22 protein-coding genes are annotated in these 24,604 nt (G+C 55.0%); all 22 read left to right on the top strand.

Going from position 1 to position 24,604, the window contains the following annotated elements; genetic code table 11:
• Positions 1-17: 17 nt before the first annotated feature.
• The 22 genes from HMPREF9161_RS01905 (at position 18) to HMPREF9161_RS01800 (ending at position 24,570) form a co-directional block, all read left to right on the top strand.
• On the top strand, positions 18-1,322 hold the full coding sequence (locus HMPREF9161_RS01905; RefSeq protein ID WP_009727988.1) for a homoserine dehydrogenase: 1,305 nt from the start codon (positions 18-20) through the stop codon (positions 1,320-1,322).
• A complete protein-coding gene (gene thrB / locus HMPREF9161_RS01900; protein WP_009727987.1) occupies positions 1,319-2,260 on the top strand; it encodes a homoserine kinase in 942 nt (313 codons plus the stop codon). The genes HMPREF9161_RS01905 and thrB overlap by 4 nt, the downstream gene beginning before the upstream one ends.
• Positions 2,261-2,432: 172 nt before the next feature.
• Entirely contained in the window at positions 2,433-3,467 is a 1,035-nt protein-coding gene (gene argC, locus HMPREF9161_RS01895; RefSeq protein WP_009727986.1) for an N-acetyl-gamma-glutamyl-phosphate reductase, read from the top strand.
• 22 nt (positions 3,468-3,489) lie between these two features.
• A complete protein-coding gene (gene argJ / locus HMPREF9161_RS01890) occupies positions 3,490-4,701 on the top strand; it encodes a bifunctional glutamate N-acetyltransferase/amino-acid acetyltransferase ArgJ (protein WP_009727985.1) in 1,212 nt (403 codons plus the stop codon).
• Between the two features lie 12 nt (positions 4,702-4,713).
• Complete coding sequence (argB, locus tag HMPREF9161_RS01885) at positions 4,714-5,598, top strand: acetylglutamate kinase (protein WP_009727984.1); 885 nt, start codon at positions 4,714-4,716, stop codon at positions 5,596-5,598.
• A 12-nt stretch (positions 5,599-5,610) separates the two neighbouring features.
• On the top strand, positions 5,611-6,834 hold the full coding sequence (locus tag HMPREF9161_RS01880; protein ID WP_009727983.1) for an acetylornithine transaminase: 1,224 nt from the start codon (positions 5,611-5,613) through the stop codon (positions 6,832-6,834).
• Positions 6,834-7,763: an ornithine carbamoyltransferase gene (gene argF, locus HMPREF9161_RS01875; protein ID WP_009727982.1), complete on the top strand. Its 930-nt coding sequence runs from the start codon at positions 6,834-6,836 to the stop codon at positions 7,761-7,763. The genes HMPREF9161_RS01880 and argF overlap by 1 nt, the downstream gene beginning before the upstream one ends.
• A 24-nt stretch (positions 7,764-7,787) precedes the next feature.
• Entirely contained in the window at positions 7,788-9,002 is a 1,215-nt protein-coding gene (locus HMPREF9161_RS01870; protein ID WP_009727981.1) for an argininosuccinate synthase, read from the top strand.
• Positions 8,999-10,423, top strand: a complete 1,425-nt coding sequence (gene argH, locus HMPREF9161_RS01865) for an argininosuccinate lyase (protein ID WP_009727980.1) — start codon at positions 8,999-9,001, stop codon at positions 10,421-10,423. The genes HMPREF9161_RS01870 and argH overlap by 4 nt, the downstream gene beginning before the upstream one ends.
• 116 nt (positions 10,424-10,539) lie before the next feature.
• Positions 10,540-11,043: a hypothetical protein gene (locus HMPREF9161_RS01860; protein ID WP_009727979.1), complete on the top strand. Its 504-nt coding sequence runs from the start codon at positions 10,540-10,542 to the stop codon at positions 11,041-11,043.
• 339 nt (positions 11,044-11,382) lie between these two features.
• Positions 11,383-13,071: a ribonuclease J gene (locus tag HMPREF9161_RS01855; protein ID WP_009727978.1), complete on the top strand. Its 1,689-nt coding sequence runs from the start codon at positions 11,383-11,385 to the stop codon at positions 13,069-13,071.
• Between the two features lie 154 nt (positions 13,072-13,225).
• Entirely contained in the window at positions 13,226-14,080 is an 855-nt protein-coding gene (locus tag HMPREF9161_RS01850) for a transketolase (protein ID WP_009727977.1), read from the top strand.
• 2 nt (positions 14,081-14,082) lie between these two features.
• Positions 14,083-15,024, top strand: coding sequence for a transketolase family protein (locus HMPREF9161_RS01845; protein WP_037348539.1), 942 nt, complete (start codon positions 14,083-14,085; stop codon positions 15,022-15,024).
• Between the two features lie 148 nt (positions 15,025-15,172).
• A complete protein-coding gene (locus HMPREF9161_RS01840; RefSeq protein WP_037348538.1) occupies positions 15,173-16,222 on the top strand; it encodes an ABC transporter substrate-binding protein in 1,050 nt (349 codons plus the stop codon).
• Positions 16,223-16,249: 27 nt separating this feature from the next.
• Entirely contained in the window at positions 16,250-17,578 is a 1,329-nt protein-coding gene (gene rimO, locus HMPREF9161_RS01835) for a 30S ribosomal protein S12 methylthiotransferase RimO (RefSeq protein WP_009727974.1), read from the top strand.
• Complete coding sequence (locus tag HMPREF9161_RS01830; protein WP_009727973.1) at positions 17,578-18,069, top strand: CinA family protein; 492 nt, start codon at positions 17,578-17,580, stop codon at positions 18,067-18,069. The genes rimO and HMPREF9161_RS01830 overlap by 1 nt, the downstream gene beginning before the upstream one ends.
• Complete coding sequence (locus HMPREF9161_RS01825) at positions 18,066-18,722, top strand: hypothetical protein (RefSeq protein ID WP_009727972.1); 657 nt, start codon at positions 18,066-18,068, stop codon at positions 18,720-18,722. Before HMPREF9161_RS01830 ends, HMPREF9161_RS01825 begins: the two co-directional genes overlap by 4 nt.
• A 43-nt stretch (positions 18,723-18,765) precedes the next feature.
• Positions 18,766-19,953: a hypothetical protein gene (locus HMPREF9161_RS01820; protein ID WP_009727971.1), complete on the top strand. Its 1,188-nt coding sequence runs from the start codon at positions 18,766-18,768 to the stop codon at positions 19,951-19,953.
• Positions 19,954-20,001: 48 nt separating this feature from the next.
• Entirely contained in the window at positions 20,002-21,069 is a 1,068-nt protein-coding gene (locus HMPREF9161_RS01815; protein ID WP_009727970.1) for a tartrate dehydrogenase, read from the top strand.
• Positions 21,070-21,147: 78 nt separating this feature from the next.
• Positions 21,148-22,032 (top strand): UTP--glucose-1-phosphate uridylyltransferase GalU, encoded by an 885-nt coding sequence (gene galU, locus HMPREF9161_RS01810; protein WP_009727969.1) that lies wholly within the window; start codon positions 21,148-21,150, stop codon positions 22,030-22,032.
• Positions 22,033-22,054: 22 nt separating this feature from the next.
• Entirely contained in the window at positions 22,055-23,284 is a 1,230-nt protein-coding gene (locus HMPREF9161_RS01805; RefSeq protein ID WP_009727968.1) for a DUF445 domain-containing protein, read from the top strand.
• Positions 23,281-24,570: a DUF445 family protein gene (locus HMPREF9161_RS01800; RefSeq protein ID WP_009727967.1), complete on the top strand. Its 1,290-nt coding sequence runs from the start codon at positions 23,281-23,283 to the stop codon at positions 24,568-24,570. The genes HMPREF9161_RS01805 and HMPREF9161_RS01800 overlap by 4 nt, the downstream gene beginning before the upstream one ends.
• Positions 24,571-24,604: the final 34 nt, after the last annotated feature.

The raw sequence follows: 24,604 nt of genomic DNA, 5'->3' as shown, positions 1-24,604 counted from the left end.
TAGGGGGAAGGGATTCTGTGAGTCAATCAATCAAAATAGCGCTGCTCGGAGCGGGGACCGTCGGTTCCGGTGTTGTCGAAACCCTTTCGATCAATGCGGATGTGATCGAAGGGCGTGCGGGCGCTGCCATTGAGATAAAAAAAATCCTCGTGCGCGATGTAAAAAAATATCGCCCGGAACTTGAGGGGATTGCCTTAACGGATCATTTTGAGGAAATCATAAACGATCCGGAAATCTCCGTCGTCGTGGAGGTTATGGGCGGACGGACGCCGGCGAAGGAATATATGATGCGCGCGATGACGGCGGGAAAGCACGTTGTCACGGCGAATAAGGACGTTATTGCCGAACATCTGAGCGAACTATATACTGCGGCGGATGAGAACGGCGTCGATTTCCTCTATGAGGCGAGCGTCGGCGGCGGCATCCCCATCATTAAACCGCTCAAGGAATGTCTTACCGCCAACCGCATCACGGAGGTCATGGGCGTCGTCAACGGCACGACGAACTACATGCTGACGAAGATGACAGAGAAGCATATCAGCTATGACGCCGTACTGCGGCGCGCGCAGGAGAAAGGGTATGCCGAGGCGAACCCCTCGGCGGACGTGGACGGGCTCGACGCGGCACGCAAGGCGGCAATTCTCGCATCCCTCGCCTTTGATACTGTGGTCGGATTCAAGGACGTCTCGGTCGAGGGCATTTCGCATATCACAGAGGATGATATCGAGTACGGTCTCAACCTCGGCTATGTGATCAAGCTGCTTGCCGTTGGGCGCGATACTGAGGACGGGCTTGACATCCGTGTGCATCCCGTATTCCTGCCGCAGACGCATCCGCTCGGATCGGTCAGCGGTGTATTCAACGCCATCTTTGTGCGCGGCAACGTGATCGGCGACGTCATGTTCTATGGGCGCGGTGCAGGATCCTTGCCAACCGCATCGGCAGTCACTTCCGACATCATCGAAATCGCACGCGACATCGTATCCGGTACGACGGGACGCATGAAATATAAAATCGGCGAAAAGAAAAGGCTTTGTCCGCTTGAAAAGACAAAGTCCTCCTATTATCTGCGCCTTGTCGTCGCCGACGAACCGGGCGTACTCGGCGAGATCGCAACCACCTTCGGCCGCGCGGATGTCAGCCTCAAATCCGTCATTCAGGCGCGCCGTACGGAGGACGGACACGCGGAGATCGTCGCCGTCACGCATGTGGTGCCGCACGCGGCGGCATCCGCTGCGGTTAAGGCGCTCGAAGCGCTCCCCGTTGTGCGTGAGGTGCGCAGTCTCATCCGTGTTGCAGACGGCAGGGAGGACACGTTATGAATGAGAGAACCGTCCGGGTACGCGTTCCTGCAACGAGTGCGAATCTCGGCCCCGGTTTTGATGCGTTCGGCATTGCCTGTACCCTTTATAACGAGACCACACTCACACTGACCCGTGCGCCGGGACTTGAGATCACCGCGCGCGGCGAAGGCGCGGCTCATATCCCGTCCGATGAACGGAACATCGTGTGGAAATCAGTGCGGTATCTTCTGGATAGAGCGAACCGGGATGACGAGTTCCGTGGAGCCAAGATCCACATGAGCAACCGCATACCGCTGTCACGTGGTCTGGGCAGCAGCGCCACGGCGATTGTCGCCGGACTCAAGGCGGCGAACGCACTTCTCGGCAATCCGTTCAACCGGAATGAACTGCTCCAGTTTGCGACCGATATTGAGGGGCATCCCGATAACGTTGCGCCCGCGATCTATGGCGGATTTACCGTCAATACCGTCACAAACGGCGTCGTGGACTGCTTTTCCTTTTTACCGCGTATATTTATGCGGTTCGTTGTCATGGTGCCGAACTTCTATCTATCGACTAAAGCTGCACGTCAGGTACTGCCGACCGAGATTCCTATGAAGGACGCGATCTTTAACATCAGCCATGCGGGCATGATGGCCGCGGCGCTTGCACGCGGCGCAGAAAAATTCCTCGACCACGCATTTGAAGATGCCCTGCATCAAAAATACCGCGCAGAACTCATTCCTGGCATGTTCGACGTATTCGCGGCGGCAAAACGGGCGGGGGCATACGGCGCAGCGCTCAGTGGTGCCGGACCCTGCCTCGTCGCCTTTGTTCCGGAGAGTAAAAGATGCATCGACGCCGTCGCCGATGCCATGCGCGATGCGTTTCGTGCACACGACGTTCAGGCGCGCCCGCTCTTCCTGCGGCTCGATACCAAGGGCGCGCGCATTGTTAATGAAAAACCTGCGAATTAAATAGAATATCCGATACGCTAAAATAAATTTTGTTTCAGATACGAATCAAGGCTGTCGCATCCATCCGTGTGGCGGTCTATTTTTTTGTATAATTTCTCAAAAAAGACTTGAAAAATATGCGAAATAGATGTATATTTATAAAATGTTTTTACAGAGAATGGGAGGAGACGAGATGAGAGTAAGTATTATCGGCGCGACGGGATACGCGGGAGAAGAATTGATTCGCCTCCTTCACCGACATCCGTCAGCGGAGATTGTGCATATGACTTCGGAGCGTCACGCGGGGGAACGCATCTCCGAAGCATATCCACATTTGATGAATATTTATGAGAATAAACTGGCGTCCATTAAACACCTCCGAGAGATCGCCGCGGCCGGTGATGTGCTGTTCATCGCACTGCCGCACGGTCATGCGATGAAGATTGTGCGTGCAGCGGCGGGGATTCCCGTGCGCATCATCGACCTTGGCGCGGACTATCGCTTCGACGATACGGCGGTGTACGAGGCGTGGTATGGGACGGCGCATACGGATCACGATGCGGATCGCGCCTATGGGCTTTCGGAGCTGTACCGCAGTGACATTGCACATGCGCGTGTTGTTGGGAATGCGGGATGCTATACGACGGCGAGCATCTTGGCGCTTGCCCCGCTCGTCAAAGCGCATTTGATTTTGTCGGATTCCATCATCATCGACGCCGTTTCCGGCGTGTCGGGCGCGGGGCGCGCGCCGAAGGAGAGCACGCATTTTCCGGAGCTTTATGATAATTTTACGGCGTACGGCGCCGTGCGCCACCGACACACGCCGGAGATCGAGCAGGCTCTTTCCGCGCAGGCGGGAGAGGTCGTCACCGTTAGCTTTACCCCGCATCTCGCGCCGATCTCGCGCGGCATCCTTGTCACCTGTTACGCGACGCTTGTCGCAGGCGTGACGGAGGATCAGATTGACGCTGCGTTCGAAGCCCTGTATGCGGATGAACACTTTATCAGGCTCAGGGGGCGCGGCGCGTACCCTGCCGTGAAACATGTGCGCGGGACAAACTACTGCGACATTGCGTGGCATTACGATCCCCGCACACACCGCGTGATCGTATTCGCGGCGATTGACAATCTTGTCAAGGGCGCGGCGGGGCAGGCAATCCAAAATATGAATATCGTCATGGGACTCGACGAGCGCACGGGGCTTGACCTCGTGCCGATGTACCCGTAAGTAAATAATGGAGGAAATCATCATGTTCAGCGAAGCAAGTGCAAAAGCCGGAATTACCTATCCGAAAGGATTTCTCGCCGCGGGCGTCAAAGCGGGGCTGAAAAAGAGCGGCAATCCCGACATTGCGCTCATTTATACGGAAAAGGAAGCCGCCGTCGCAGGGACGTTTACAAAGAACGCGGTCGCCGCGGCGCCCGTCCGGGTTTCGAAAAAAGTGGTCGCGACGCATACGGCGCACGCCATCATCGCCAACTCCGGCTGTGCCAACGCCTGCACGGGTGCGCAGGGCGAGGCGGATGCCGCCGCCATGCAGGAGATCACTGCCGATGCACTCGGATGTACGGCGCAGGATGTCATTGTCGCCTCGACGGGCATCATCGGCAAGCTGCTCCCGATGGACAAGGTGGCGCAGGGGATTCATGCCGCCGCACAGGCGCTCTCGCCGACCGGGAGTCCCGATGCGGGAAACGCCATTCTCACGACGGACACCTATTCAAAGGCGGGGACTGCGACCGTCATACTCGGCGGGACGGAAGTCCGGTTCGGCATCATCGCGAAGGGCTCGGGGATGATTCGTCCCGATATGGCGACGGTGCTCTGCTTCATTACGACGGACGCCGACGTTGACGCCTTGCTCCTGCAGGAAGCGCTCTCGGAGGTTATGGAGCACAGTCTCAATATGATTTCGATTGACGGCGACATGAGCACGAACGATATGGCGATCGTCCTTGCCAACGGTGCGGCAGGGAATCCCAAAATCACGGAGAAAAATGCGGATTACGAGGCGTTCAAGGAGACGCTGCTCGCGCTCTGTCAGGGCATTTCGGAAAAGATCGCGGCGGACGGCGAGGGCGCGACAAAGTTCCTCACGATCCATGTTGTCGGCGCGCGGTTCTTTGCCGACGCAAAGACGGTCGGCATGAGCGTTGCGAACAGTCCGCTGGTCAAGACGGCGTTCTTCGGCGAGGATCCGAACTGGGGGCGCGTCATATGCGCCGTCGGCTATGCGGGTGTGGCGATGGATCCGGAGCGCACGACGGTGAAGTTCGGCGGTATTCCCGTCTATGCGGGCGGCGTCGGCGTGCCGTATGACGCTGAGGCACTGCACGATGTAATGAGCGGACATGATATTGTGATTGAAATCGATTTGAACGACGGCGATGTCGAGGCAAAGGTGTGGACGTGTGATTTCTCCTACGAATATGTGAAGATCAACGGAGAATATCATACCTAAAGGAGGCGGCGTATGTTTTCCGATAAGGACAAGGCGGAGATTCTCGTCGACGCGCTTCCCTATATCCAAGAGTTCTACGGGACGACCGTCGTCGTTAAATACGGCGGCAACGCGATGATCGACGAGCGTCTGAAGGAAAATGTCATGCGCGATGTGGCGCTGATGAAATACGTCGGCATCCGACCCATCCTAGTCCATGGCGGTGGTCCCGAGATCACAGACTTCCTCAAGAGAGTCGGCAAAGAGACGACGTTCGTCTCGGGGCTGCGCGTGACGGATGAGGAGACGGTGGAAATCGCCGAGATGGTGCTCGTCGGCAAGCTGAACTCCGAGATCGTGAGCCTGCTCAACCTGCGCGGCGTGCGTGCCGTCGGGCTCAGCGGAAAGGACGCGGGACTCATCCGTGTGCGCAGGAAACATGCCGTCGTCTATGAGGAGGGAACGGCGCGCTCGGTGGACATCGGCTTGGTCGGCGAGGTCACGGCGATCGATACCGAGATTATCATCGATCTTTTGAATCGCGGCTATGTTCCCGTCATTTCCCCCATCGGCATGGGGGAGCGCGGGGAGAGCTACAATATCAACGCGGACGATGTGGCTGCGGAGATTGCGGGCGCACTGCGCGCGGAGAAACTGCTGCTCCTCACGGATGTGGAGGGGGTCTATCGGGATGCTGCCGACCGGGACAGCCTCATTTCACAGCTGCATTTCGCAGAGGCAAAGGAATATATCCGCAGCGGCGTCATCGCAGGAGGCATGATCCCGAAGGTGCAGGCGTGTCTGCGGGCGCTTGAGGCGGGGGCGCATAAGACGCACATCGTCGACGGACGTCTCGCGCATTCGATTATTTTGGAAATTTTCACATCGCACGGCATCGGAACAATGGTGCTTCCGTGAGGAGGGGCAAAGATGAGTCAAATATATGCATCGGAGATTATGGCAAAGGATGATGCCGGCTATCTCCCCGTGTTCAGCCGTTACTCGATCGTGCTCGATCACGGCGAAGGGGCGTACGTCTATGATGTAAACGGTCGCCGTTACCTCGACGCGCTCGGTGGCATCGCCGTCAATGTGCTCGGGCATAACGATCCGGCGCTTGTGGATGCCGTCGCCGCACAGGCGGGGCACCTCATCCATGTGTCCAACCTCTACTATACGGCGGCGCAGGCGGAGGCGGCGGATCAACTCTCCCGCCTCACGAACGGCGGCAAGGTGTTCTTCGGCAACTCTGGCGCGGAGGCGAACGAGGGGGCAATCAAGGCGGCGCGCAAATACGGGCATACGATTTCTGCGGACAAGGTGCAGATCGTCACGGCGCGCGGCAGTTTTCACGGGCGCACGCTCGCGGCGCTGACGGCAACGGGGCAGGAAAAGTTTCATAAAGGCTTTGAACCCCTGCCGCAGGGCTTCGACTATGTGGATTTTAACGATATTCATGCATTAGAGCGTGTCGTCGGTGAGAGCACCGCCGCCGTTATGCTCGAACCGATTCAGGGCGAGGGCGGCGTGCGGATGCCTGCGGAGGGCTATCTGCGACGCGTGCGGGAACTCTGCGACGCGTACGACGCACTCTTGGTTTTCGACGAGATTCAGACCGGCATCGGGCGCACGGGGACGTTCTACGCGTATGAGCAATACGGCGTAACGCCCGACATCGTGACGCTGGCAAAGGGGCTTGCGGGCGGCGTCCCCATCGGCGCGTTCGTCGTGACGGAAAAGGTCGCGCAGGTATTTCACCCGGGCGACCACGGCTCAACCTTCGGCGGCAACCCGCTGGCGTGCGCGGCGGCGAACGTCGTCCTCGATACGGTGACACGGGAAAGTTTTCTTGCGCATGTGCGGGAAGTCGGCGGATATTTTAAGCAGGAACTCGCGGCGCTCAAGGAGAAATATCCAAAGTATGTGAGCGATGTGCGCGGCGCCGGGCTGATGCTCGGCATGGAGATGCACAGCGCCGCCGCGGCGGCAGAGATCGTGCGTGCGACGCTCGCGCATGGGGTGATTGTGAACTGCACGGCGGGGAGTGTCCTCAGATTCGTCCCACCGCTCATCTTTACGAACGAAAATGTAGATGAAGTCATTCGCGTTTTAGATGCGTGCATCCTTGACATTTGTGATACAGGGGGACTATGATGAAGAGCGGCATGGATTTGATTTCTATTCACGATCTCAGCGCAGACGATGTGGAGGAAATTCTCGTGTTGGCGTCAGATCTCAAGGCGCGGCAAAAGGCGGGAATCCCGCATCCGCTGCTCGCGGGCAAGACGCTCGGCATGATCTTTGAGAAATCCTCGACGCGCACGCGCGTTTCGTTCGAGGTCGGGATGTACCAGCTCGGCGGGCAGGCGCTCTTTCTCAGCGGCAGAGATCTCCAGCTCGGGCGCGGCGAGCCGATCGCGGACACGGCGCGCGTGCTTTCGCGCTATCTCGACGGCATCATGATCCGCACCTATGGGCATGAGCGCATCGAAGAATTTGCACGCTATTCGGATGTGCCGGTCATCAACGCGCTCAGCGATCTCCTGCATCCATGTCAAGCACTGACCGATTTGCTGACCATTCGCGAGCACAAGGGGCGGCTTGCGGGACTGAAGATGGCGTATGTCGGCGACGGGAACAACATGACGCATTCGCTGATGTATGCGGCGGCAAAGGTCGGTATGCACTTTGCGGCGGCGACGCCCGTGGGATACGAGCCGAACGAGACCGTTGTGCAGAACGCCCGGGCGGATGCGGCGGAGACCGGGGCATCCATGACGCTGACCCATGACCCGAAGGACGCGGTGCAGGACGCCGACGTCGTTGTGACGGACACATGGGCAAGCATGGGACAAGAGGCGGAGCACGGCGCGCGCACGGCGGTGTTTCGCCCGTATCAAGTGAATCGGGATCTGCTCGCGGCGGCGGATCGGCGCGCTGTCGTGATGCACTGCCTGCCCGCCTATCGGGGCGAGGAGATTACGGCGGAGGTGCTCGAATCCTTCGCCGATGTGATCTTTGACGAGGCGGAGAACCGTCTCCATGTGCAAAAGGCAATCATGGCGCTCGTTATGGGCGGCTGATATATTTTTAAGGAGTTGTTTTTCATGGCAAAGCAGATTAAAAAAGTAGTTCTCGCGTATTCCGGCGGTCTGGACACTTCGGTCATCATCCCGTGGCTCAAGGAGCATTACAACGGCTGCGAGGTCATCGCCGTCTGCGCCGACATTGGGCAGGGGGAGGAGCTCGCGCCCGTGCACGACAAGGCGCTTGCCTCCGGCGCGTCGAAGGTGCATATCGTCGACCTCACGCAGGAGTTCCTGGAGGAGTATGTGTGGCCGACGCTCAAAGCGGGGGCGGTCTACGAGGGAAAATATCTGCTTGGTACCTCGTTTGCACGCCCCGTGATCGCAAAGGCGCTCGTCAAAATTGCGAAAGAGGAGGGCGCAGATGCGATCGCACACGGAGCGACGGGCAAGGGGAACGATCAGGTGCGTTTCGAGCTGACCGTGAAGGCGCTTGCGCCGAACCTTGAGATCATTGCGCCGTGGCGCGAGTGGGATCTCGATTCACGTACGGCGGAAATCGAATACGCAAAGAAACACGGCATCCCCGTTGCGACAGAGAACAAGACCTACAGCATGGATCGCAATATCTGGCACCTCTCGCACGAAGGTTCCGACCTCGAAGACCCCGCCAACGAGCCGAAGAACAGTATGTTCCTCATTTCGTGCGCGCCGGAGGACGCGCCGGATGCGCCCGAGTACGTCAGCGTTTCGTTTGAGAAGGGCGTCCCCGTTGCCGTGAACGGGGAAAAACTCGGCGCCGTGGAGCTCCTGACGAAGCTCAATGAAATCGGCGCGCGCAATGGTGTCGGCATTATTGACATCTGCGAGAACCGTCTCGTCGGGATGAAGTCGCGCGGCGTCTATGAGAATCCGGGCGGATCGATTCTTTACTACGCGCATCGGGAACTGGAATATCTCTGCCTCGACCGCGCGACGTTCCATTACAAGGAGAGCGTCGCCATCCGCTACGGCGAGCTCGTCTACGACGGCATGTGGTTCTGCCAGCTGCGCGAGGCACTCGCCGCGTTCGTCGACAGCACGCAGGAGACCGTGACCGGCGAGGTGCGTCTCAAGCTCTACAAGGGCAACATCATCTCGGCGGGCGCGACGTCGCCGTACTCGCTCTACAGCAAGGAATTTGTCACATTCGAGCATGACGACGTATACAATCAGGCGGACGCAACGGGCTTCATCAACCTCTTCGGACTTCCGCTTAAAGTTCGCGCGCTCATGCAGGAGGCGCAGGGCAAATGAGTGAAAAGCTCTGGGGCGGACGCTTTGCCAAGACGACGGACGAGATGATCAACGAATTTCAAGCGTCCATCGCCTTTGACCGCCGCATGTACCGCGAGGACATCGCAGGTTCTATCGCCCATGCCGCCATGCTCGCGCACGTCGGCATCATCTCCGAGGAGGATCGCGCGTCCATTGAAAAGGGACTGCGCGAGATTCTTGCACAGATCGACGCGGGGACGTTCGAGTTCAGTACGGCGCTCGAGGATATTCACATGAATATCGAAAAGCGGCTCACAGACGCGATCGGCGATGCGGGCAGCCGTCTGCACACCGCGCGCAGCCGCAACGATCAGGTCGCGCTCGATACGCATATGTTCGTGCGCCGCGCCGTCGTCGAGGTACTGGGGCACATCCGGGAATTGCAGGAAGCGCTCACCGAGTCGGCGGAGCGCCACCGTACCGTGATCATGCCCGGCTATACGCATCTCCAGCGCGCGCAGCCAATTCTCTTCGCGCATCATCTCATGGCGTATTTTGGGATGCTCGCACGAGACTTTGAGCGATTCCGGGGCGTCTATGCGCGGGCGGACATCATGCCGCTCGGCGCGGGGGCGCTCGCGGGAACGACGCTGCCGATCGACCGTGCCTTTGTCGCGCAGAAACTGAACTTTGAGCGCATCTACGCCAACAGTATGGACGCCGTCAGCGACCGCGACTACATCCTCGAATTTCTGTCGGCGGCGTCCATCCTCATGGTGCATCTCTCGCGTCTTTCGGAGGAGATTATCCTATGGTGTTCGCGTGAGTTCTCCTTTGTCGAGCTTGACGACGCGCACTGCACGGGATCGTCCATGATGCCGCAGAAGAAAAATCCGGACGTCTCCGAGCTCGTGCGCGGCAAGACGGGGCGCGTCGTCGGGCATCTCATGGCGATGCTCACCGCAGTCAAGGGATTGCCGCTCGCATATAATAAAGATTTGCAGGAGGACAAAGAGGGGCTGTTCGACGCGATCGACACGGTGAAGTTCAGTCTCTCCGTCTATGCCCGGCTTATTCGGGGCATGAAGGTGCGTGAGGAGGTTATGCGGCGTGCGGTGGAAGAGGACTTCTCGAACGCAACCGATCTTGCCGACTATCTCGTGCGCAAAGGACTTCCGTTCCGGCAGGCACATGCCGTCTCCGGCAAGGCGGTCGCAGAGTGCATCGCGCGCAGCATTTGGCTCGGCGATATGGCGATTGAGGACTACCGGACACTCTCGCCGCTCTTTGACGAGGACATCTATGACGCGATCCGCCCGGAGACGTGCGTGGCGGGGCGCAATTCCTATGGCGGCACATCCTATGAGCAGGTCAACCGTCAGCTCGAAGCGGCGCGTGAACTCCTTGCGGAGGAGCGGCATGCGTGCGGCAGACTTGCAAAAAAGCAGAATATCTTCTAAATCATAGAGAACTTTTATGATGAGATGCTAAATATATGTAAAATATAATAATTCATTAAGAACTATCTAAATAACACGAAGGATAATGAAATAACACATAGAAAGGAGGATTCACAATGAAGAAATATGCATTCCTCACCGCCGTCATGGGACTCTCGCTGACATCGGTCGCAGCGGCGGCCCCAATCAATCACATCGGGACGCATCACACGGCCGTCGGAGTCGGCACAAAGGAAGCGTTCATCGAGCATAAGGCGACGGACGAACTCACGGTCGGCGTCGCGCGTAACGATCGGGACGAATATGGAAATCCGAAAGACGTTTACCTCCAGTACAATGTCGTCGGAGAAAACCTGCGCCTGATCGGCGGGTATCGATGGGATATGAAGCAGACGGGCGAGAACAATGCCTTTGCGGGCGTAGGACTCAGCACGCCCACGGTGCTCGGATTCAACGCATATGCCTCCTATGTGGCAGGCAAGGATTTCAACGAAGCGCAGGTCGGCCTCAATAAGTCGCTCATTGCAAATTTGGATCTTAATGTGAACTATCACAACTTCAAGCCCGATCACGGCAGCCGTGAGAACGGCGTCGGCGTCGGCGTTACGATGCATTTCTAACATCGGAAATTATTTTTATAAAAGGCATGTCCCGATCAGGGACATGCCTTTTATAAATTTTATTTGCAATGTCGGTATCGTAATGGTAAAATAATAACTAAGTGAATGGATCGGATTATTTTATCTGTCGGTTTTATTTGCTGCTATGCGGACGTCTTTTTTCGTAGCAGTAAGGAACGGGCTTTCTCCCATCTGTGGCGACAAATGGTGGAAATATTTAACTTGTCGCTGTCTTTTTTGTGCGGACGAATTTTGATTTTATGATCGATGCATGCAATTGTATAATTTTAATTCATGGGATAATATGAACGGAAATCCCATATTTTGGAGGTGCTTTTTTTGTCGTTGAATCATAATGGCAGTCATGGGAAAAATGTACAGAAGGTACAAATCATACCGCTCGGCGGTCTCGGTGAGATCGGAAAGAATATGACCGCTATCCGTGTGGATGATGAGATCATTGTTATCGACTCCGGACTGATGTTTCCGGAAGAGGATATGCTCGGGATCGATCTCGTCATTCCGGACATTACCTATCTGATCGAGAACAAGGATAAAGTCAAGGCGATTGTCCTCACGCACGGACACGAGGATCACATCGGCGCGCTGCCGTACGTAATGAAGCAGATTCCGGCGCCCGTCTACGGAACGCGGCTGACGCTCGGCATTCTGGAAGGACGCCTAAAGGAAAACGGTGTGGATTCGAGCAATCTGCATTCGGTGATGGCAGGGGATATCATCAATATCGGCTGCTTCAGCGTGGGCTTTATTCGCGTCAATCATTCTATTCCCGATGCGGTCGGACTTTCGATTAAGACGCCGGTCGGCATGATCGTCCATACGGGCGATTTCAAGCTGGACTATACCCCTGTGGACGGGCAGATGACGGATTTCCGCCGATTCTCCGACCTTGGCAACAAGGGGGTTCTGCTGCTCCTTGCGGACAGTACGAATGCGGAACGCGAGGGGCATACGGCGAGCGAACGGACGGTCGGGGCCGCGTTTGACAAGGCGTTTCACAATGTGCGTGGGCGCATCATCGTCGCAACCTTCTCGTCAAATGTCCACCGTATTCAGCAAGTCATCGATACCGCGGTCAAATACAAGCGGCGTGTTGCCGTACTTGGCCGCAGCATGGAAAATGTCGTAGGAATTTCACTCGAACTGGGTTATCTTACTGCGCCGGAAGGGACGATTATCAGCATCGACGAGGTCAACAATTTCCGTCCCGATCAGATCGTCGTTGTCACGACAGGCAGTCAAGGCGAACCGATGTCCGCGCTCTCGCGCATGTCGATATCGGAACACCGCAAGATCACGATCGTCCCGGGCGATACGGTCATCATCTCGGCGACGCCGATTCCGGGCAATGAAAAGCTCGTCTCTAAGACCGTCGACAATCTCATGAAGCTCGGTGCAAACGTGATCTACGGGCGCGATAAGGGCATCCATGTATCGGGACACGGCAGCCGAGAGGAACTCAAGCTGATGCACAATCTTGTACGTCCGAAGTTCTTCATGCCGGTACACGGCGAGTATCATCATCTCGTGCAGCATGCGGAACTGGCGCGTGAACTCGGTATGCCGAAGGAAAATATATTCATCAGCGAGAACGGTCAGATTCTCGAATTTACGAAGGAAAAAGGTCAAGTTGTCGGACGCGTGCAGGCAGGTATGGTCATGGTGGACGGCCTCGGCGTCGGCGACGTCGGAAATATTGTCCTGCGGGACCGCCGTCAGCTTTCCGAGGACGGTATTCTCATTATCGTGGTAGCGATGGATCGACAGTCCAACCGCGTCGTCTCCGGTCCCGATATCGTTTCGCGTGGATTCGTCTATGTGCGCGAATCGGAGGCCCTGATGGACGAAGCGCGCGCACGCGTGCAGCAGGCGCTTGACCGCTGCGAGGATGAGAACGTGCGCGAGTGGTCGGCGATCAAATCCAATATCCGCGATGCGCTCAGCCGCTATCTCTTCGATAAGACCCGCCGTCGTCCCATGATTCTTCCAATCATCATCGAAGTTTAAGAGGAGGAAAACCGTCTCTCAGATGAGGCGGTTTTTCTTTTTGTAAAAAAACGACGGATATTGTATCAATTTCATATCTTGCATCCGCCTGTAAAAAGCGATAAAATCGAGTGTAAATACATTGTGCTGTTATTCTTGACGGAGGAGGAGTTTTATGACGCCAACTGAAAAGAAAGATCTGCGCCTGTTCGCGGTAAAGGTCCGCGAAGGCATTCTGCGCGGCACACATGCGGCAAAGAGCGGGCATCCCGGCGGGTCGCTCTCATCAACAGAGTATTTTACATATCTGTATAACAAGGAACTGCGCGTCGATCCGAAGAACCCGAAGGATCCGAAGCGCGATCGGTTCGTCCTTTCAAAAGGACACGTTGCGCCGGGGCTCTACGCGACGCTCGCAAATCGCGGATTCTTTCCTGTGGACGAGCTTTTGACGCTCCGTCATATCGGATCGCGTCTGCAGGGACATCCGAATATGAATCTCACGCCGGGCGTCGATATGTCTACGGGATCGCTCGGGCAGGGGATCTCGGCGGCGGCGGGCATGGCAAAAGGCGCAAAGTATCTTGGTCGGGACATTAACGTCTATGCGCTCCTCGGCGACGGCGAACTGGCGGAGGGACAGGTGTGGGAAGCGACGATGTTCTCCGCGCATTACGGTCTCGATAATCTCTGCCTGGCCGTAGACGTCAACGGGCTCCAGATCGACGGCGCGACGAAAGACGTGATGAATACCGCGCCGATTGACAAGAAGTTCGAGGCATTCGGCTGCCATGTATTAACGATTGACGGGCACGATTACGATGCCCTCGAGGGCGCATTCCGCACCTTCCATAAAAACCATGGCAGCGGGAAACCGACCGTGATTCTGCTACGGACAATAAAAGGGAAGGATATTTCCTTTATGGAGAACAATGCCGCATGGCATGGCAAGGCGCCGAACGACGAGGAGCTTGCCAAGGGACTGCAAGAACTCTCCGCAATTCGGAAGCGCATCGAGGAGGAGGCATGACGATGGCGGACATAAAGAAAATCGCAACGCGCGACAGCTACGGCAATGCACTCGTTGAACTCGGACAAAAACACAGAGATATCGTTGTGCTTGATGCGGATCTTGCGGGGGCGACGAAGAGCGGGACGTTCAAAAAGGCGTTTCCCGAACGGCATTTTAACTGCGGCATTGCCGAGTGCAACATGGTCGACGTCGGCGCAGGGCTTTCCACGATGGACCTCGTGCCGTTTGTCTCCACCTTCGCGATGTTCGCGGCGGGGCGTGCCTACGAGCAGGTACGCAACACGATCGGATATCCTCATCTGAATGTAAAAATCTGTGCCACACACGGCGGTATTTCGGTGGGCGAGGACGGCGCATCGCATCAGTGCTGTGAGGATTTCGGACTTATGCGCACCATTCCGGGCATGACCGTCATGTGCCCGTCAGACGACGTCGAGGCGCGCAAGATGGTTCACGCGGCTTATGAAACGGAAGGCCCCGTCTACATTCGTTTCGGGCGTGCCGCAACGCCGGTGTATCATGACGAATCGTTTGCTTTCAAAATTGGCAAGGGGGAGGTCCTGCAGGAAGGAACGGATATTGCGATCATCGCCACGGGCATCCTGGTTCCGGAGGCGATCGAAGCCGGCAAACGTCTTGCTGCCGAAGGCATCAAGGCACGCGTGATCAATATGGCGACGATTAAGCCGCTCGATGAGGCGCTTGTCATCAAGGCGGCACGCGAATGCGGGAAGATCGTCACCGTCGAAGAGCATAACATCATCGGCGGCCTTGGAGAGGCGGTCTGTACGGCGGCTGCCGAACACTGTCCCGTCCCCGTGCACCGCATCGGGGTGAACGACGAGTTTGGACATTCGGGTCCTGCCGCAGAACTTCTTAAGCAGTTTGGGCTGACGGCAGAGCATATTACGGAGCGGTCAAGGATGCTGTTCAAAGAATGAAATATCGTTATGACGATGTTTTTGCAGGACGCAAAGACATCGTTTTTTTTGTTGTGATTCAAGCGTCTCATGAATGCCGACTTGTATATTGGGACCGAATTGTTTATAATGTAAACGGGTGAGTATCGTGAGCGCAAGAGAATTTTACATGAGGCGAGATTCGCTCCTTGTCATGACGACGATTTTCCTCGCGACGCTTATTGCTCTTGTGTCGGTATATCTATCATCGCATTCACGTGGAGCGGAACGCCGTTCCATGAGAGAAATTACGGCGTATACCTCTCTTCCGACAGAAGCGGCATTGGCGCTGTCCGAGGCGTATGAAACAGAATATGGCGTCAGAGTAAATTTTATTCAGTTGGATTCCGAACAGATATTGAAGCGCCTGAAGGAACAGGCACAGAGCACGGAAAATGGAAAAATCTCCCTCGTATTAGCGGAACGGGAGACGCTGGACCGTGCAGCGGCCGCGGGTTATTTAGTGCCCTATGTATCCGAAAAAATCGATCAGGTGGCGGAGTCTTTTCGGCACGAGAGCGGCTATTGGACAGGCGTATGGTATGATCCGATGGTCTTTGCCGTGAATCAGGACTATCTTCGTACCCATCTAGATTTGCCGAATTCTTGGCAGAGACTTATACAGCAGCGCGATATCCGCATTGGAACCACAGATTTTATGGCGGCGGATGCGGCTTCTAATCTACTCTACAGCATGATTGCAGAATATGGCGAACAACAGGCCTTCGATATATGGCGCAGTATCCAGCCGAAAATCATACAGTATTCGAGATATCTGCATACGCCTGTGCGCCAGGCGGGGATGGGGGAAGTAGACCTCTCCATTGCCGTTTTGAGCGAGACGCTGCGTTATGTCCGCGACGATTATCCCATCCGCGTTCTCTATCCGACCGACGGTACGTCCGCCGTGGTCTTTGGTACGGGGGTAGCCTTTCGTGCGGAGGATCGAGATGTCCATGCGGCGGAACAGTTTGCAGACTGGCTGCTGACGGATGAGGCCCAGATTGCTTTAACACAGCACAGCTTCTATTTCTTGACGACGAATCCGGCGACGCTGTCCTATCAGTTGTTTGCAGGGAAAAACGTCGCTATTTTCAAAAGTCGTCCGTATTTTACCAAGGAAGAAAAGGGAAAACTACTGGATCGCTGGGTGAAACAAGTACGGCTCAACGGGGAATAAATCGGTGAAAACGGAGGAGTTTTGTCAGTGAAAGCAGGTTTTATCAGTCTCGGCTGTGCGAAGAATCTGGTAGATACGGAAGTCATGCTCGGCATCATGCGGGAGCATGGGATCGAAATCACGAACGAGCCGGCAGAGGCGGATATCCTGATTGTCAACACGTGCGCGTTTATCCGGTCGGCAAAGGAAGAGTCCATTACGACAGTCCTTGGGATGGCGGATTATAAGGAAACGGGCCGTTGCCGCAGCCTTATTGTCGCGGGCTGTCTCGGGCAGCGCTATGGACAGCAGTTGCTCGACGAGATCCCGGAGGCAAATGCGATCATTGGAACGGGCGCGTGGAGCCGCATTATGGAGGTCGTTGAGGAGACGCTGAAGGGGCGTCGGCTCGTGATTGCGGGCGAGGACGATACCATTTATGACGCCAACACACCGCGTCTGCGGACGACGCCGAACTATACCGCCTATGTAAAAATCGCGGAGGGCTGCGACCATCGCTGCGCATTCTGTGCGATCCCGCTCATCCGCGGCGGATTCCGCAGCCGCGCGATGGAGGACATTGTGTCGGAGGCGCGAGAACTGGCGGAGAGCGGCGTGCGGGAGCTTGTGTTGATTGCACAAGACAGTGCAAACTATGGATTGGATGTCTATCATAAACCCATGCTTGCCGAGTTATTGCGCAAGCTTGCAAGAATTGAAAAAATATCCTGGATTCGTGTCCTCTATAGTTATCCGAAATACTTCAGCGACGAATTGATCGAGGTTTTTGCAACTGAGCCGAAGGTGGTCAAATATGTCGATCTTCCTCTCCAGCATGCACATGATGCGGTGCTCCGCTCGATGAACCGGCCTGATACGCGTCAGGGGATTGAGCAGCTGCTAAAAAAACTGCGCGATCGTATCCCGGGGGTCACTATTCGTTCCACGTTCATCGTCGGTTTTCCGGGTGAAACGAACGCACATTATCAAGCCCTGCGTGACTTTGTAGAGACGCAGCGCTTCGATAAGGTCGGCATCTTCACTTATTCCGAAGAGGAAGATACACCGGCGGCGGTGATGCCGCAGAAAGTGTCCGAAGAAGTCATGCAGGAACGTTATCACGATTTGATGAGCTTGCAGAGCAAGATTTCAGAGGAGATCAATATCTCGCTGGAAAATAAAGAAATCGATGTTCTCATTGAAGGACGTGATGCCGAACAGCAGGGGATTGCCGTCGGACGTTCGTACCGTGAGGCGCCTGAAGTTGACGGGCAAATTTACATAGAGGGAGATGCAGAAAGCAGCGTCGGCGATATTGTTCGGGTTCGCCTGCTGCAAGGATTTACTTACGATATCGTCGGGGAGAAGGTCGGCTGATGAACCGAGAAGTTGAAAAATGTGCCCGAGATATCGGCAAATTGCTCAGCGAGAAGAATCTCACGATTTCCTGTGCAGAATCCTGTACCGGAGGGTTACTTACCAGCGTATTGACGGATGTGCCCGGCAGTTCATCCTATCTCATCGGCAGCGTGGTATCTTATGCGAATGATATAAAGTCTCGTATTGTGGGCGTATCGGAGGAAAGTCTTGCCTCATATGGAGCCGTCTCCGAGATCGTTGCTCATGAGATGGCGGCGGGGATCCGATCCTTAATCGGTACGGATATCGGCGTCGGTATCACAGGAATCGCAGGCCCCGGCGGAGGGACGGATGGGAAGCCTGTCGGATTGGTATATATTGCGGTCGCACTGCAGGAACGTACAATTGTTACGGCGAATTATTTTTCAGGAACACGTACGGAGAATAAGACCGCGGCAGTGCAGCGAGCGATCATGATGATCGAAGATATGATAAGGAGTATAGAATGACAAAATTGACGAAGAATTGGATAATGGCCGCGGGCGTATCGCTGCTGCTGTTTGGGTCTGCCCACGCAGAGCCGACAAATGTGTCCGAGTCCGTAACGCAGCTCGCCGCTAAAGATGCAACGCAGAAACAACCGACACTCACGTACCGGTACGAAAGCAAGGCGTACGACTATAGCATCATGTGCCCGAAAGCGCCGGTCGGTGTGATTCCCGCCGAGGCGCTTTTTGAAAATCGTAAGGGTGAAATCCTCATTTTTGAGAATGAGGAATATAACATCAAACACGCATGGGTCGTACTCATCGACGCATTTTCCGATATGTCCGTACCCAATCTCAATACCATCAATCCTGACGAGGCAACAAAGCTTCTTAGCGGTATTATGGGGAGCAACGGATATGAGGGTATCATGCTTGTCAATTTAACGGAGAAGAATAAGGCCATATTCGCTATGACGGCGAAAGAAATTGAAATTGACGAGGATGGAGACGGTGTCGTCGATGCAACGGCAACGGCGGATAATCAAATGGCGGTGTTGTTTTTCCGCGGTACGAAGGGAGAGCGGTACGGATTGGAGCTGATCGATAACCCGGCGCTTCGTGCCGATGCGGTATCCGAGTTTATCGCAGGCGCACGGACGCTCGCATCTAAATAAAAATGTCGAGGATAGAGAAGAAGAATAAAGGAGAAGATTCCAAATGAAGGGTTCGTCGAAGAAAACGATGCTCACGGCGGCGGTGCTTATGGCGCTCTCTTCCGCTACGGCATCAGCGGCTACGTCGGGTACCGTGGATTCGCAGGAGTTGTTTCGCTCAAACCGGCTGGTAACGGATCACGCGCAACAGCCAAATGTCGAAGAGGCCGCGGCAGAGGACAGTTATTCAGCTTCTATTTCCGAGCAGAAGAAGCCTGCGGCTGCCCCTGTAAAGAAATCGGCAGAATCTGCGGCGCCGCAGCGTTTGGCGCCGCTTCATTGGGATAATGTAGATGCGCGCATCGCGGCGCGCAACGAGAGTCCGGCGTTTACGCTTGCGGCTCAGAAGGCGAAGCCTGTGATCATAACTGCCGCGGATGTGAAGCGTGAAGAGCGTCGGGCGGAGAAAGAGGGGCGCGAGCCGGAGCAGTTGGTTGGAAAGACCAATAATATCCGGGGAGAGGGACTTCCGCACGTACAGGTTGTGCCTCAGAATGAACAGCCGCGCGTGATGCCGCCCCCCCCTCCCGTACCGGCGCCGCCGGATATGGGGATGCAGCCGTCTCAGAACCAACAGCCGGCATTACCGGCAGCGGAGTCGGTAAAAAGTATTCAGCCGCCCGCACCGCCGATGACGCAGCATACTGCGTCAGAGCGGCAGATGGGGACTCCGACAGAAAACAAAGTATTTGATGCGGAGCAAAGTCTGCAGCGCCCCGCCGCCTCCCCTCGGCTTCCTCGTGAAGCGTTTTCTTTGACGGCGCCGGCCGACGCGCCGGCTCCCGCGAAGCGGCCGGATCAATTCGACACGTTGAGCGTTTCTCCCCAGAGTGCGGTTCATGCGCCTGTGAAAACGATACAGCCCGTGCCGGAACATTCAATTCGCCCGGAGGGGGTTCCGGAATTTCATTCGGATCCCGGCGCATATCCTCCCGATGAGGGATTGAACGGGATTTCGGATGAAGTACGCCGCCATATCCTCGCCGGACAACTTGCAATGGAAATTCAACTGAAAAAAGATCCGACTGTTGGAGGGATGCGTGCGCTTACGCATGTACTCCGTGAGAACACAACTCTTACGTGTCTGCAGAAAATCGACTTCCTTATCGGATTTGGACGAGCGTTGCATCGGAGCGGTCTTCCGCGTCAACAGCAAGCTTTGCTGATTAAAACGGTTGCGGATTCGTTTTAAGCTTCGCCGTATTTTTGATGTCATATCGCTTTACAAGGAGCGTACGAGATGAAACGCTTTAACGTTGCGGTAATTGCGGGCGACGGCATAGGGCCTGAGGTTATCGCGGAGGGCAAGAAAGTATTCTCCGGTATCGCGCAAATGGATGGGAATTTTACCGTAACATTTGAGGACTTTCCTTGGGGCTGCGAATATTATTTGAAAACCGGAGAAATGATGCCTGCGGACGGACTGGATACACTTCGCATATTCGATGCGGTTTATCTCGGCGCCGTCGGATATCCCGGCGTGCCGGACCATGTATCGCTGGGAGATCTGCTGCTGCGTATTCGCAGAGGATTCGATCAGTATATCAATCTGCGTCCGGTCAAGCTGCTTAGAGGTGCGCCGTGTCCTCTTGCCGGTACAGAGCCCGGGGATATCGATATGATTGTCGTGCGGGAGAACACCGAAGGAGAATACGCGAATGTCGGCGCACATCTTTATCCCGACACAGAGCGGGAAACGATACTCCAAACGGGTGTATTCTCTCGTTACGGCTGTGAACGCGTCATTCGCTATGCCTATGAGTTGGCGCGGCGGGAAAAAAGGACTTTGACATCGATTTCCAAAGGGAATGCCCTGCGCTATTCTATGGTATTTTGGGACCGGATCTTTGCAGAGATCGGTAAAGAATATCCCGATGTGGAAACGCAGACACTTCTCGTCGATGCGGCGAGTATGTTCTTTGTCAAAGATCCAAAGCGTTTTGAGGTTGTCGTCACAAGCAATCTCTTCGGCGATATCCTAACGGATCTCGGCGCTGCAATCACGGGGGGGATGGGTCTTGCCGCAGGAGCCAATCTCAACCCGGAACGCCAGTTCCCATCGATGTTTGAGCCGATTCACGGGAGTGCTCCGGATATTGCGGGACAAGGACTTGTAAACCCGCTCGCTGCGATCTGGTCGGTGAGTCAAATGTTGGACTTCTTCGGCGAACCTCTTTGGGGAGAGCGGATTCTCTCGGCGATTGAAATCCTACTCACAGAACACAGGATGGTGACATCGGATCTTGGCGGAACGGCGCACACGTCCGATATTGGCGCAGCCGTGCTGGAGATCCTGGCACGCGCATAAAGGAATTTTGCAAAGAAAAAGGCGCGAGGGATTAAAACCTCGCGCTCTATTTACATCATGACGGCAGGAGCAAAAAGTATGCAGAACAGACATCCCATACGAAAGGCAGTGATTCCCGCAGCGGGCTATGGAACGCGGTTCCTCCCCGCGACGAAGGCGACGCCAAAGGAGATGCTCCCCATTGTGGATAAGCCGACGATCCAATACATTATTGAGGAGGCACTCTCCAGCGGAATCGAGGATATCCTAATCATCAGCGGTCATGGAAAGCGCGCTATTGAGGATCATTTCGATTCCGCGCCGGCGCTCGAACAGGAACTGGAACGCAAGGGAAAACGGGAACTCTTAGATATCGTTCGGGAAACGACGGATGTGAACGTACATTATGTGCGGCAAAAATATATGCGCGGGCTTGGAGATGCCATTCTGTGTGCAAAGAGTTTTGTGGGGAATGAGTCTTTCGCCGTCCTACTCGGCGACGATGTGGTCTATCATCCGCAGCGATCCGCCCTGCGTCAGCTCATGGATGTCTATGAGAAGACAGGAGGCTCCGTACTCGGTTGTCAGGTTGTGCCGGATGAGCAGGTGTCCTCCTATGGTATCGTCGCGGGGAATATTACGGAAGACAAACGCTTAATGCGCGTCTCCGATATGGTCGAGAAACCGTCGCTTGAAGAAGCGCCGAGCCGAATGGCCGTTCTTGGCCGTTATATTATTCGACCCGAGATATTTGATATCCTTAGCGATACGACACCGGGGAAGGGGGGGGAGATTCAGCTGACCGATGCGCTTAAGGTTTTGGCACAGCTTGAGGCGGTCTATGCCTATGATTTCGAAGGCAAGCGCTATGATCTCGGGGATAAATTGGGATTTTTACAGGCGACGGTAGAGTTCGCGCTGCGCCGTCCGGATCTCGGCGCGTCGTTCCGCGATTATCTCAAATCCCTCATACCGACACTCTGAATGAGATGAGAGGCGAATTCCCGTGCAAAAGGAAAATCAAGCAAATCTTGCACTCGCGTTTAGTGTGCTCGGCGCCATAGGGACCGCAGGTCAGGGGAACAGCTTTTTGTTGACGACCGTGCATCACGGATTCCTAGCCGCAACAATCGGCGGACTTGCGGATTGGTTCGCGGTCAAGGCTATTTTTGGACGGCCTCTTGGTATATCGCATCGGACGGATATCTTGCGACGAAATCGCACACGCATCATGGACGCGCTGGTATCGTTTTCTTCCGACGACCTTTTAAGCCGGGACAACATTATGCAGGTTGTGGAGCGGGAACAGATCGGAACGCTCCTTATGGAATATCTGGAACATCGAGGGGGCCGCGAGCGTCTTGTCAATGCGGCAGTTGAGATCCTGGGGCATATTGCTTCGGATGTGGATAGTCGTCATATTGCCCGGGAACTGACGCCCTATATCGTACGGGCGCTTCATGATCTGCCGTTAGAGGACAGTTTTGTTGAATTCCTATCCGTCCTTGCAGAGTATCCTCACGCGGAGCGTATCTTCAACCTCCTAATACGTATGGGACATCGCATCTTACAGACTCAGGCGTTTCAGGAACTTCTGCGTGAGAATATCGCCTCGATACGCACGGAGTATGAGCGTGACGGAATGATTCGCGCCTTCGTTTTGTCTTTTTTTGACGATGAGACGATTGCTTCGTGGTTCACAACGCGCGCGGATGAGATTTTGCAAACCGCATTGGATCCCGAGAATCGGCGGCACATCGACGGAGTGGAAGCGTTCGGCGCATTTATTTCCGGCATAAGCGCCGATTCCTCATTGCGGGATATCTTGTATCACTATAAGATTCGTCTCGTTCAAAATATTGATCTTGAAGCAATAATTGCAAACTTTATCGATACAAGAATCCAGGGGAATCATCCGTTTTGGCTTCCCTACGTCAAGGAACTCCTCAACGATAAAGTTGACCGTTTCGTTCATTCTGCAGCTTGGCAGAGCCGCGCGGATCGCTGGGTTAAGGATCTTATTTCTGCAGAAATAGAGAAACACCATGAACTAGTGGCAGTCTTTGTCCGAGATTATCTCAACCAAAAGTCTGACGATGAGTTGATTGCGTTCCTTGAACGAAAAATCCGTACTGATCTGCAAATGATCCGCATCAACGGTGCCGTTGTCGGGGCTATCGTCGGCATAGGACTTTCACTTCTTGTAACGCTTGCGGAAAGGATGTGGGGCTTATGATAGGCCCGATCAACAACGCGGATAGAGCGTTGATTCTTTCCTTTCTTCTTTTTCTCACGGCGCTCTATCTGCATTTGTTATTTCCTATGGCGATATGGGCCGAGGGAGTCCTAGCAATCGGAGAAGCCGCGCTTGTCGGCGGCGCGGCGGACTGGTTTGCCGTAACGGCGCTCTTTCGGAAACCGCTTGGTTTTCCTTATCACACGGCTATCCTGCCGCGTCGCAGAGATGGTTTTATCCATGCCGTCACAATCATGGTGCAGAAGGAATTCTTTTCACGGCGTAAGATTTTTAATCATATTGAAAAAATGCATCTGGTTCCTCTCCTGCAGACCTATCTGCATAGAAGCGAGACAAAGGAACAGACGACAAATACAGTTATGCATTTTCTTCGCGGTTCATTGCTCCGCAGGAATAACGGAAAGATGATATCGTATCTGTCTATGCGTATGAAGGAGATTGTCTTACAGGAGGACGCCGCGGGGCTTATAGATCGGCTGGTCGATGTATTCCATACAAACTCATGGGATCGAAAAGCTTTCGTCAAGCTGGCTGGATTCCTGAAGAAGGAGGCTGCCGCCGAGGAAACATGGCATTCGATTCATGATTCGCTTGGCCGGATAGAGTATGAGAAAATCGGCGGGGGCTTTCTGTCTCGTCTTCTTGAGATGACGAATACGGTCAATCTGAACGAGGGGACGGATCTCATTCAGCGCCACATATGTGCGGCGTTGGATGAATTGGGAACAGACGGCTCCCCTTTACAGGAACAGGTGCTTTCTTTATGCCGGTCATATCTTCTGAATCTGCGCAGAGATGATGAAATTCTATCGCTTACACGTGAACTACAGGAACGCATGGCCGGTGAACTTCCAATAGAGGAGACGTTAGTCCGCCTCTTTGATGAGATGCGGAAGCATTTTGAACGGGATCGTGAACGGCATGTGAATTCCATCGAGGAACATATGCCGGAACTCTATACGCATCTGCGCAGGATTATTCATGTAGAATACGATCATATGCGCTCTCTCGTAGAAGAGCGTCCGGAACTTCAAAAGATCATTGCCAAGGTCTTGTATGACCTACTTGCTCGATCGGCGCTGCACGCACAGACGCTCGTCGGAATTGTCGTTGGGAACGTTCTCTCTCGTCTCACGGATGACGAATTGAATCGGTTGATTTACGATAAGGTGGAAGAAGATTTCCTCTGGATTCGCGTGAACGGGTCGCTAATCGGCGGATGTATCGGTGGAATCATCTTCATCTGTACGCGTGTCATTATGTAAAAAGCCGCTGAATTTTCAGCGGCTTTTTACTTCT

The sequence above is a fragment of the Selenomonas sp. F0473 genome (assembly GCF_000315545.1).
Taxonomy (GTDB): Bacteria; Bacillota; Negativicutes; order Selenomonadales; family Selenomonadaceae; genus Centipeda.
This window is presented reverse-complemented; position numbering and strand designations above follow the sequence as displayed.

What these genes read in the sequence shown, in the direction of transcription:
- thrB (WP_009727987.1), top strand. Translation starts at nt 1,319, where the DNA reads ATGAATGAGAGAACCGTCCGGGTACGCGTTCCTGCAACGAGTGCGAAT.
- argC (WP_009727986.1), top strand. Translation starts at nt 2,433, where the DNA reads ATGAGAGTAAGTATTATCGGCGCGACGGGATACGCGGGAGAAGAATTG.
- argJ (WP_009727985.1), top strand. Translation starts at nt 3,490, where the DNA reads ATGTTCAGCGAAGCAAGTGCAAAAGCCGGAATTACCTATCCGAAAGGA.
- argB (WP_009727984.1), top strand. Translation starts at nt 4,714, where the DNA reads ATGTTTTCCGATAAGGACAAGGCGGAGATTCTCGTCGACGCGCTTCCC.
- HMPREF9161_RS01880 (WP_009727983.1), top strand. Translation starts at nt 5,611, where the DNA reads ATGAGTCAAATATATGCATCGGAGATTATGGCAAAGGATGATGCCGGC.
- argF (WP_009727982.1), top strand. Translation starts at nt 6,834, where the DNA reads ATGAAGAGCGGCATGGATTTGATTTCTATTCACGATCTCAGCGCAGAC.
- HMPREF9161_RS01870 (WP_009727981.1), top strand. Translation starts at nt 7,788, where the DNA reads ATGGCAAAGCAGATTAAAAAAGTAGTTCTCGCGTATTCCGGCGGTCTG.
- argH (WP_009727980.1), top strand. Translation starts at nt 8,999, where the DNA reads ATGAGTGAAAAGCTCTGGGGCGGACGCTTTGCCAAGACGACGGACGAG.
- HMPREF9161_RS01860 (WP_009727979.1), top strand. Translation starts at nt 10,540, where the DNA reads ATGAAGAAATATGCATTCCTCACCGCCGTCATGGGACTCTCGCTGACA.
- HMPREF9161_RS01850 (WP_009727977.1), top strand. Translation starts at nt 13,226, where the DNA reads ATGACGCCAACTGAAAAGAAAGATCTGCGCCTGTTCGCGGTAAAGGTC.
- HMPREF9161_RS01845 (WP_037348539.1), top strand. Translation starts at nt 14,083, where the DNA reads ATGGCGGACATAAAGAAAATCGCAACGCGCGACAGCTACGGCAATGCA.
- HMPREF9161_RS01840 (WP_037348538.1), top strand. Translation starts at nt 15,173, where the DNA reads ATGAGGCGAGATTCGCTCCTTGTCATGACGACGATTTTCCTCGCGACG.
- HMPREF9161_RS01830 (WP_009727973.1), top strand. Translation starts at nt 17,578, where the DNA reads ATGAACCGAGAAGTTGAAAAATGTGCCCGAGATATCGGCAAATTGCTC.
- HMPREF9161_RS01825 (WP_009727972.1), top strand. Translation starts at nt 18,066, where the DNA reads ATGACAAAATTGACGAAGAATTGGATAATGGCCGCGGGCGTATCGCTG.
- HMPREF9161_RS01820 (WP_009727971.1), top strand. Translation starts at nt 18,766, where the DNA reads ATGAAGGGTTCGTCGAAGAAAACGATGCTCACGGCGGCGGTGCTTATG.
- HMPREF9161_RS01815 (WP_009727970.1), top strand. Translation starts at nt 20,002, where the DNA reads ATGAAACGCTTTAACGTTGCGGTAATTGCGGGCGACGGCATAGGGCCT.
- galU (WP_009727969.1), top strand. Translation starts at nt 21,148, where the DNA reads ATGCAGAACAGACATCCCATACGAAAGGCAGTGATTCCCGCAGCGGGC.
- HMPREF9161_RS01800 (WP_009727967.1), top strand. Translation starts at nt 23,281, where the DNA reads ATGATAGGCCCGATCAACAACGCGGATAGAGCGTTGATTCTTTCCTTT.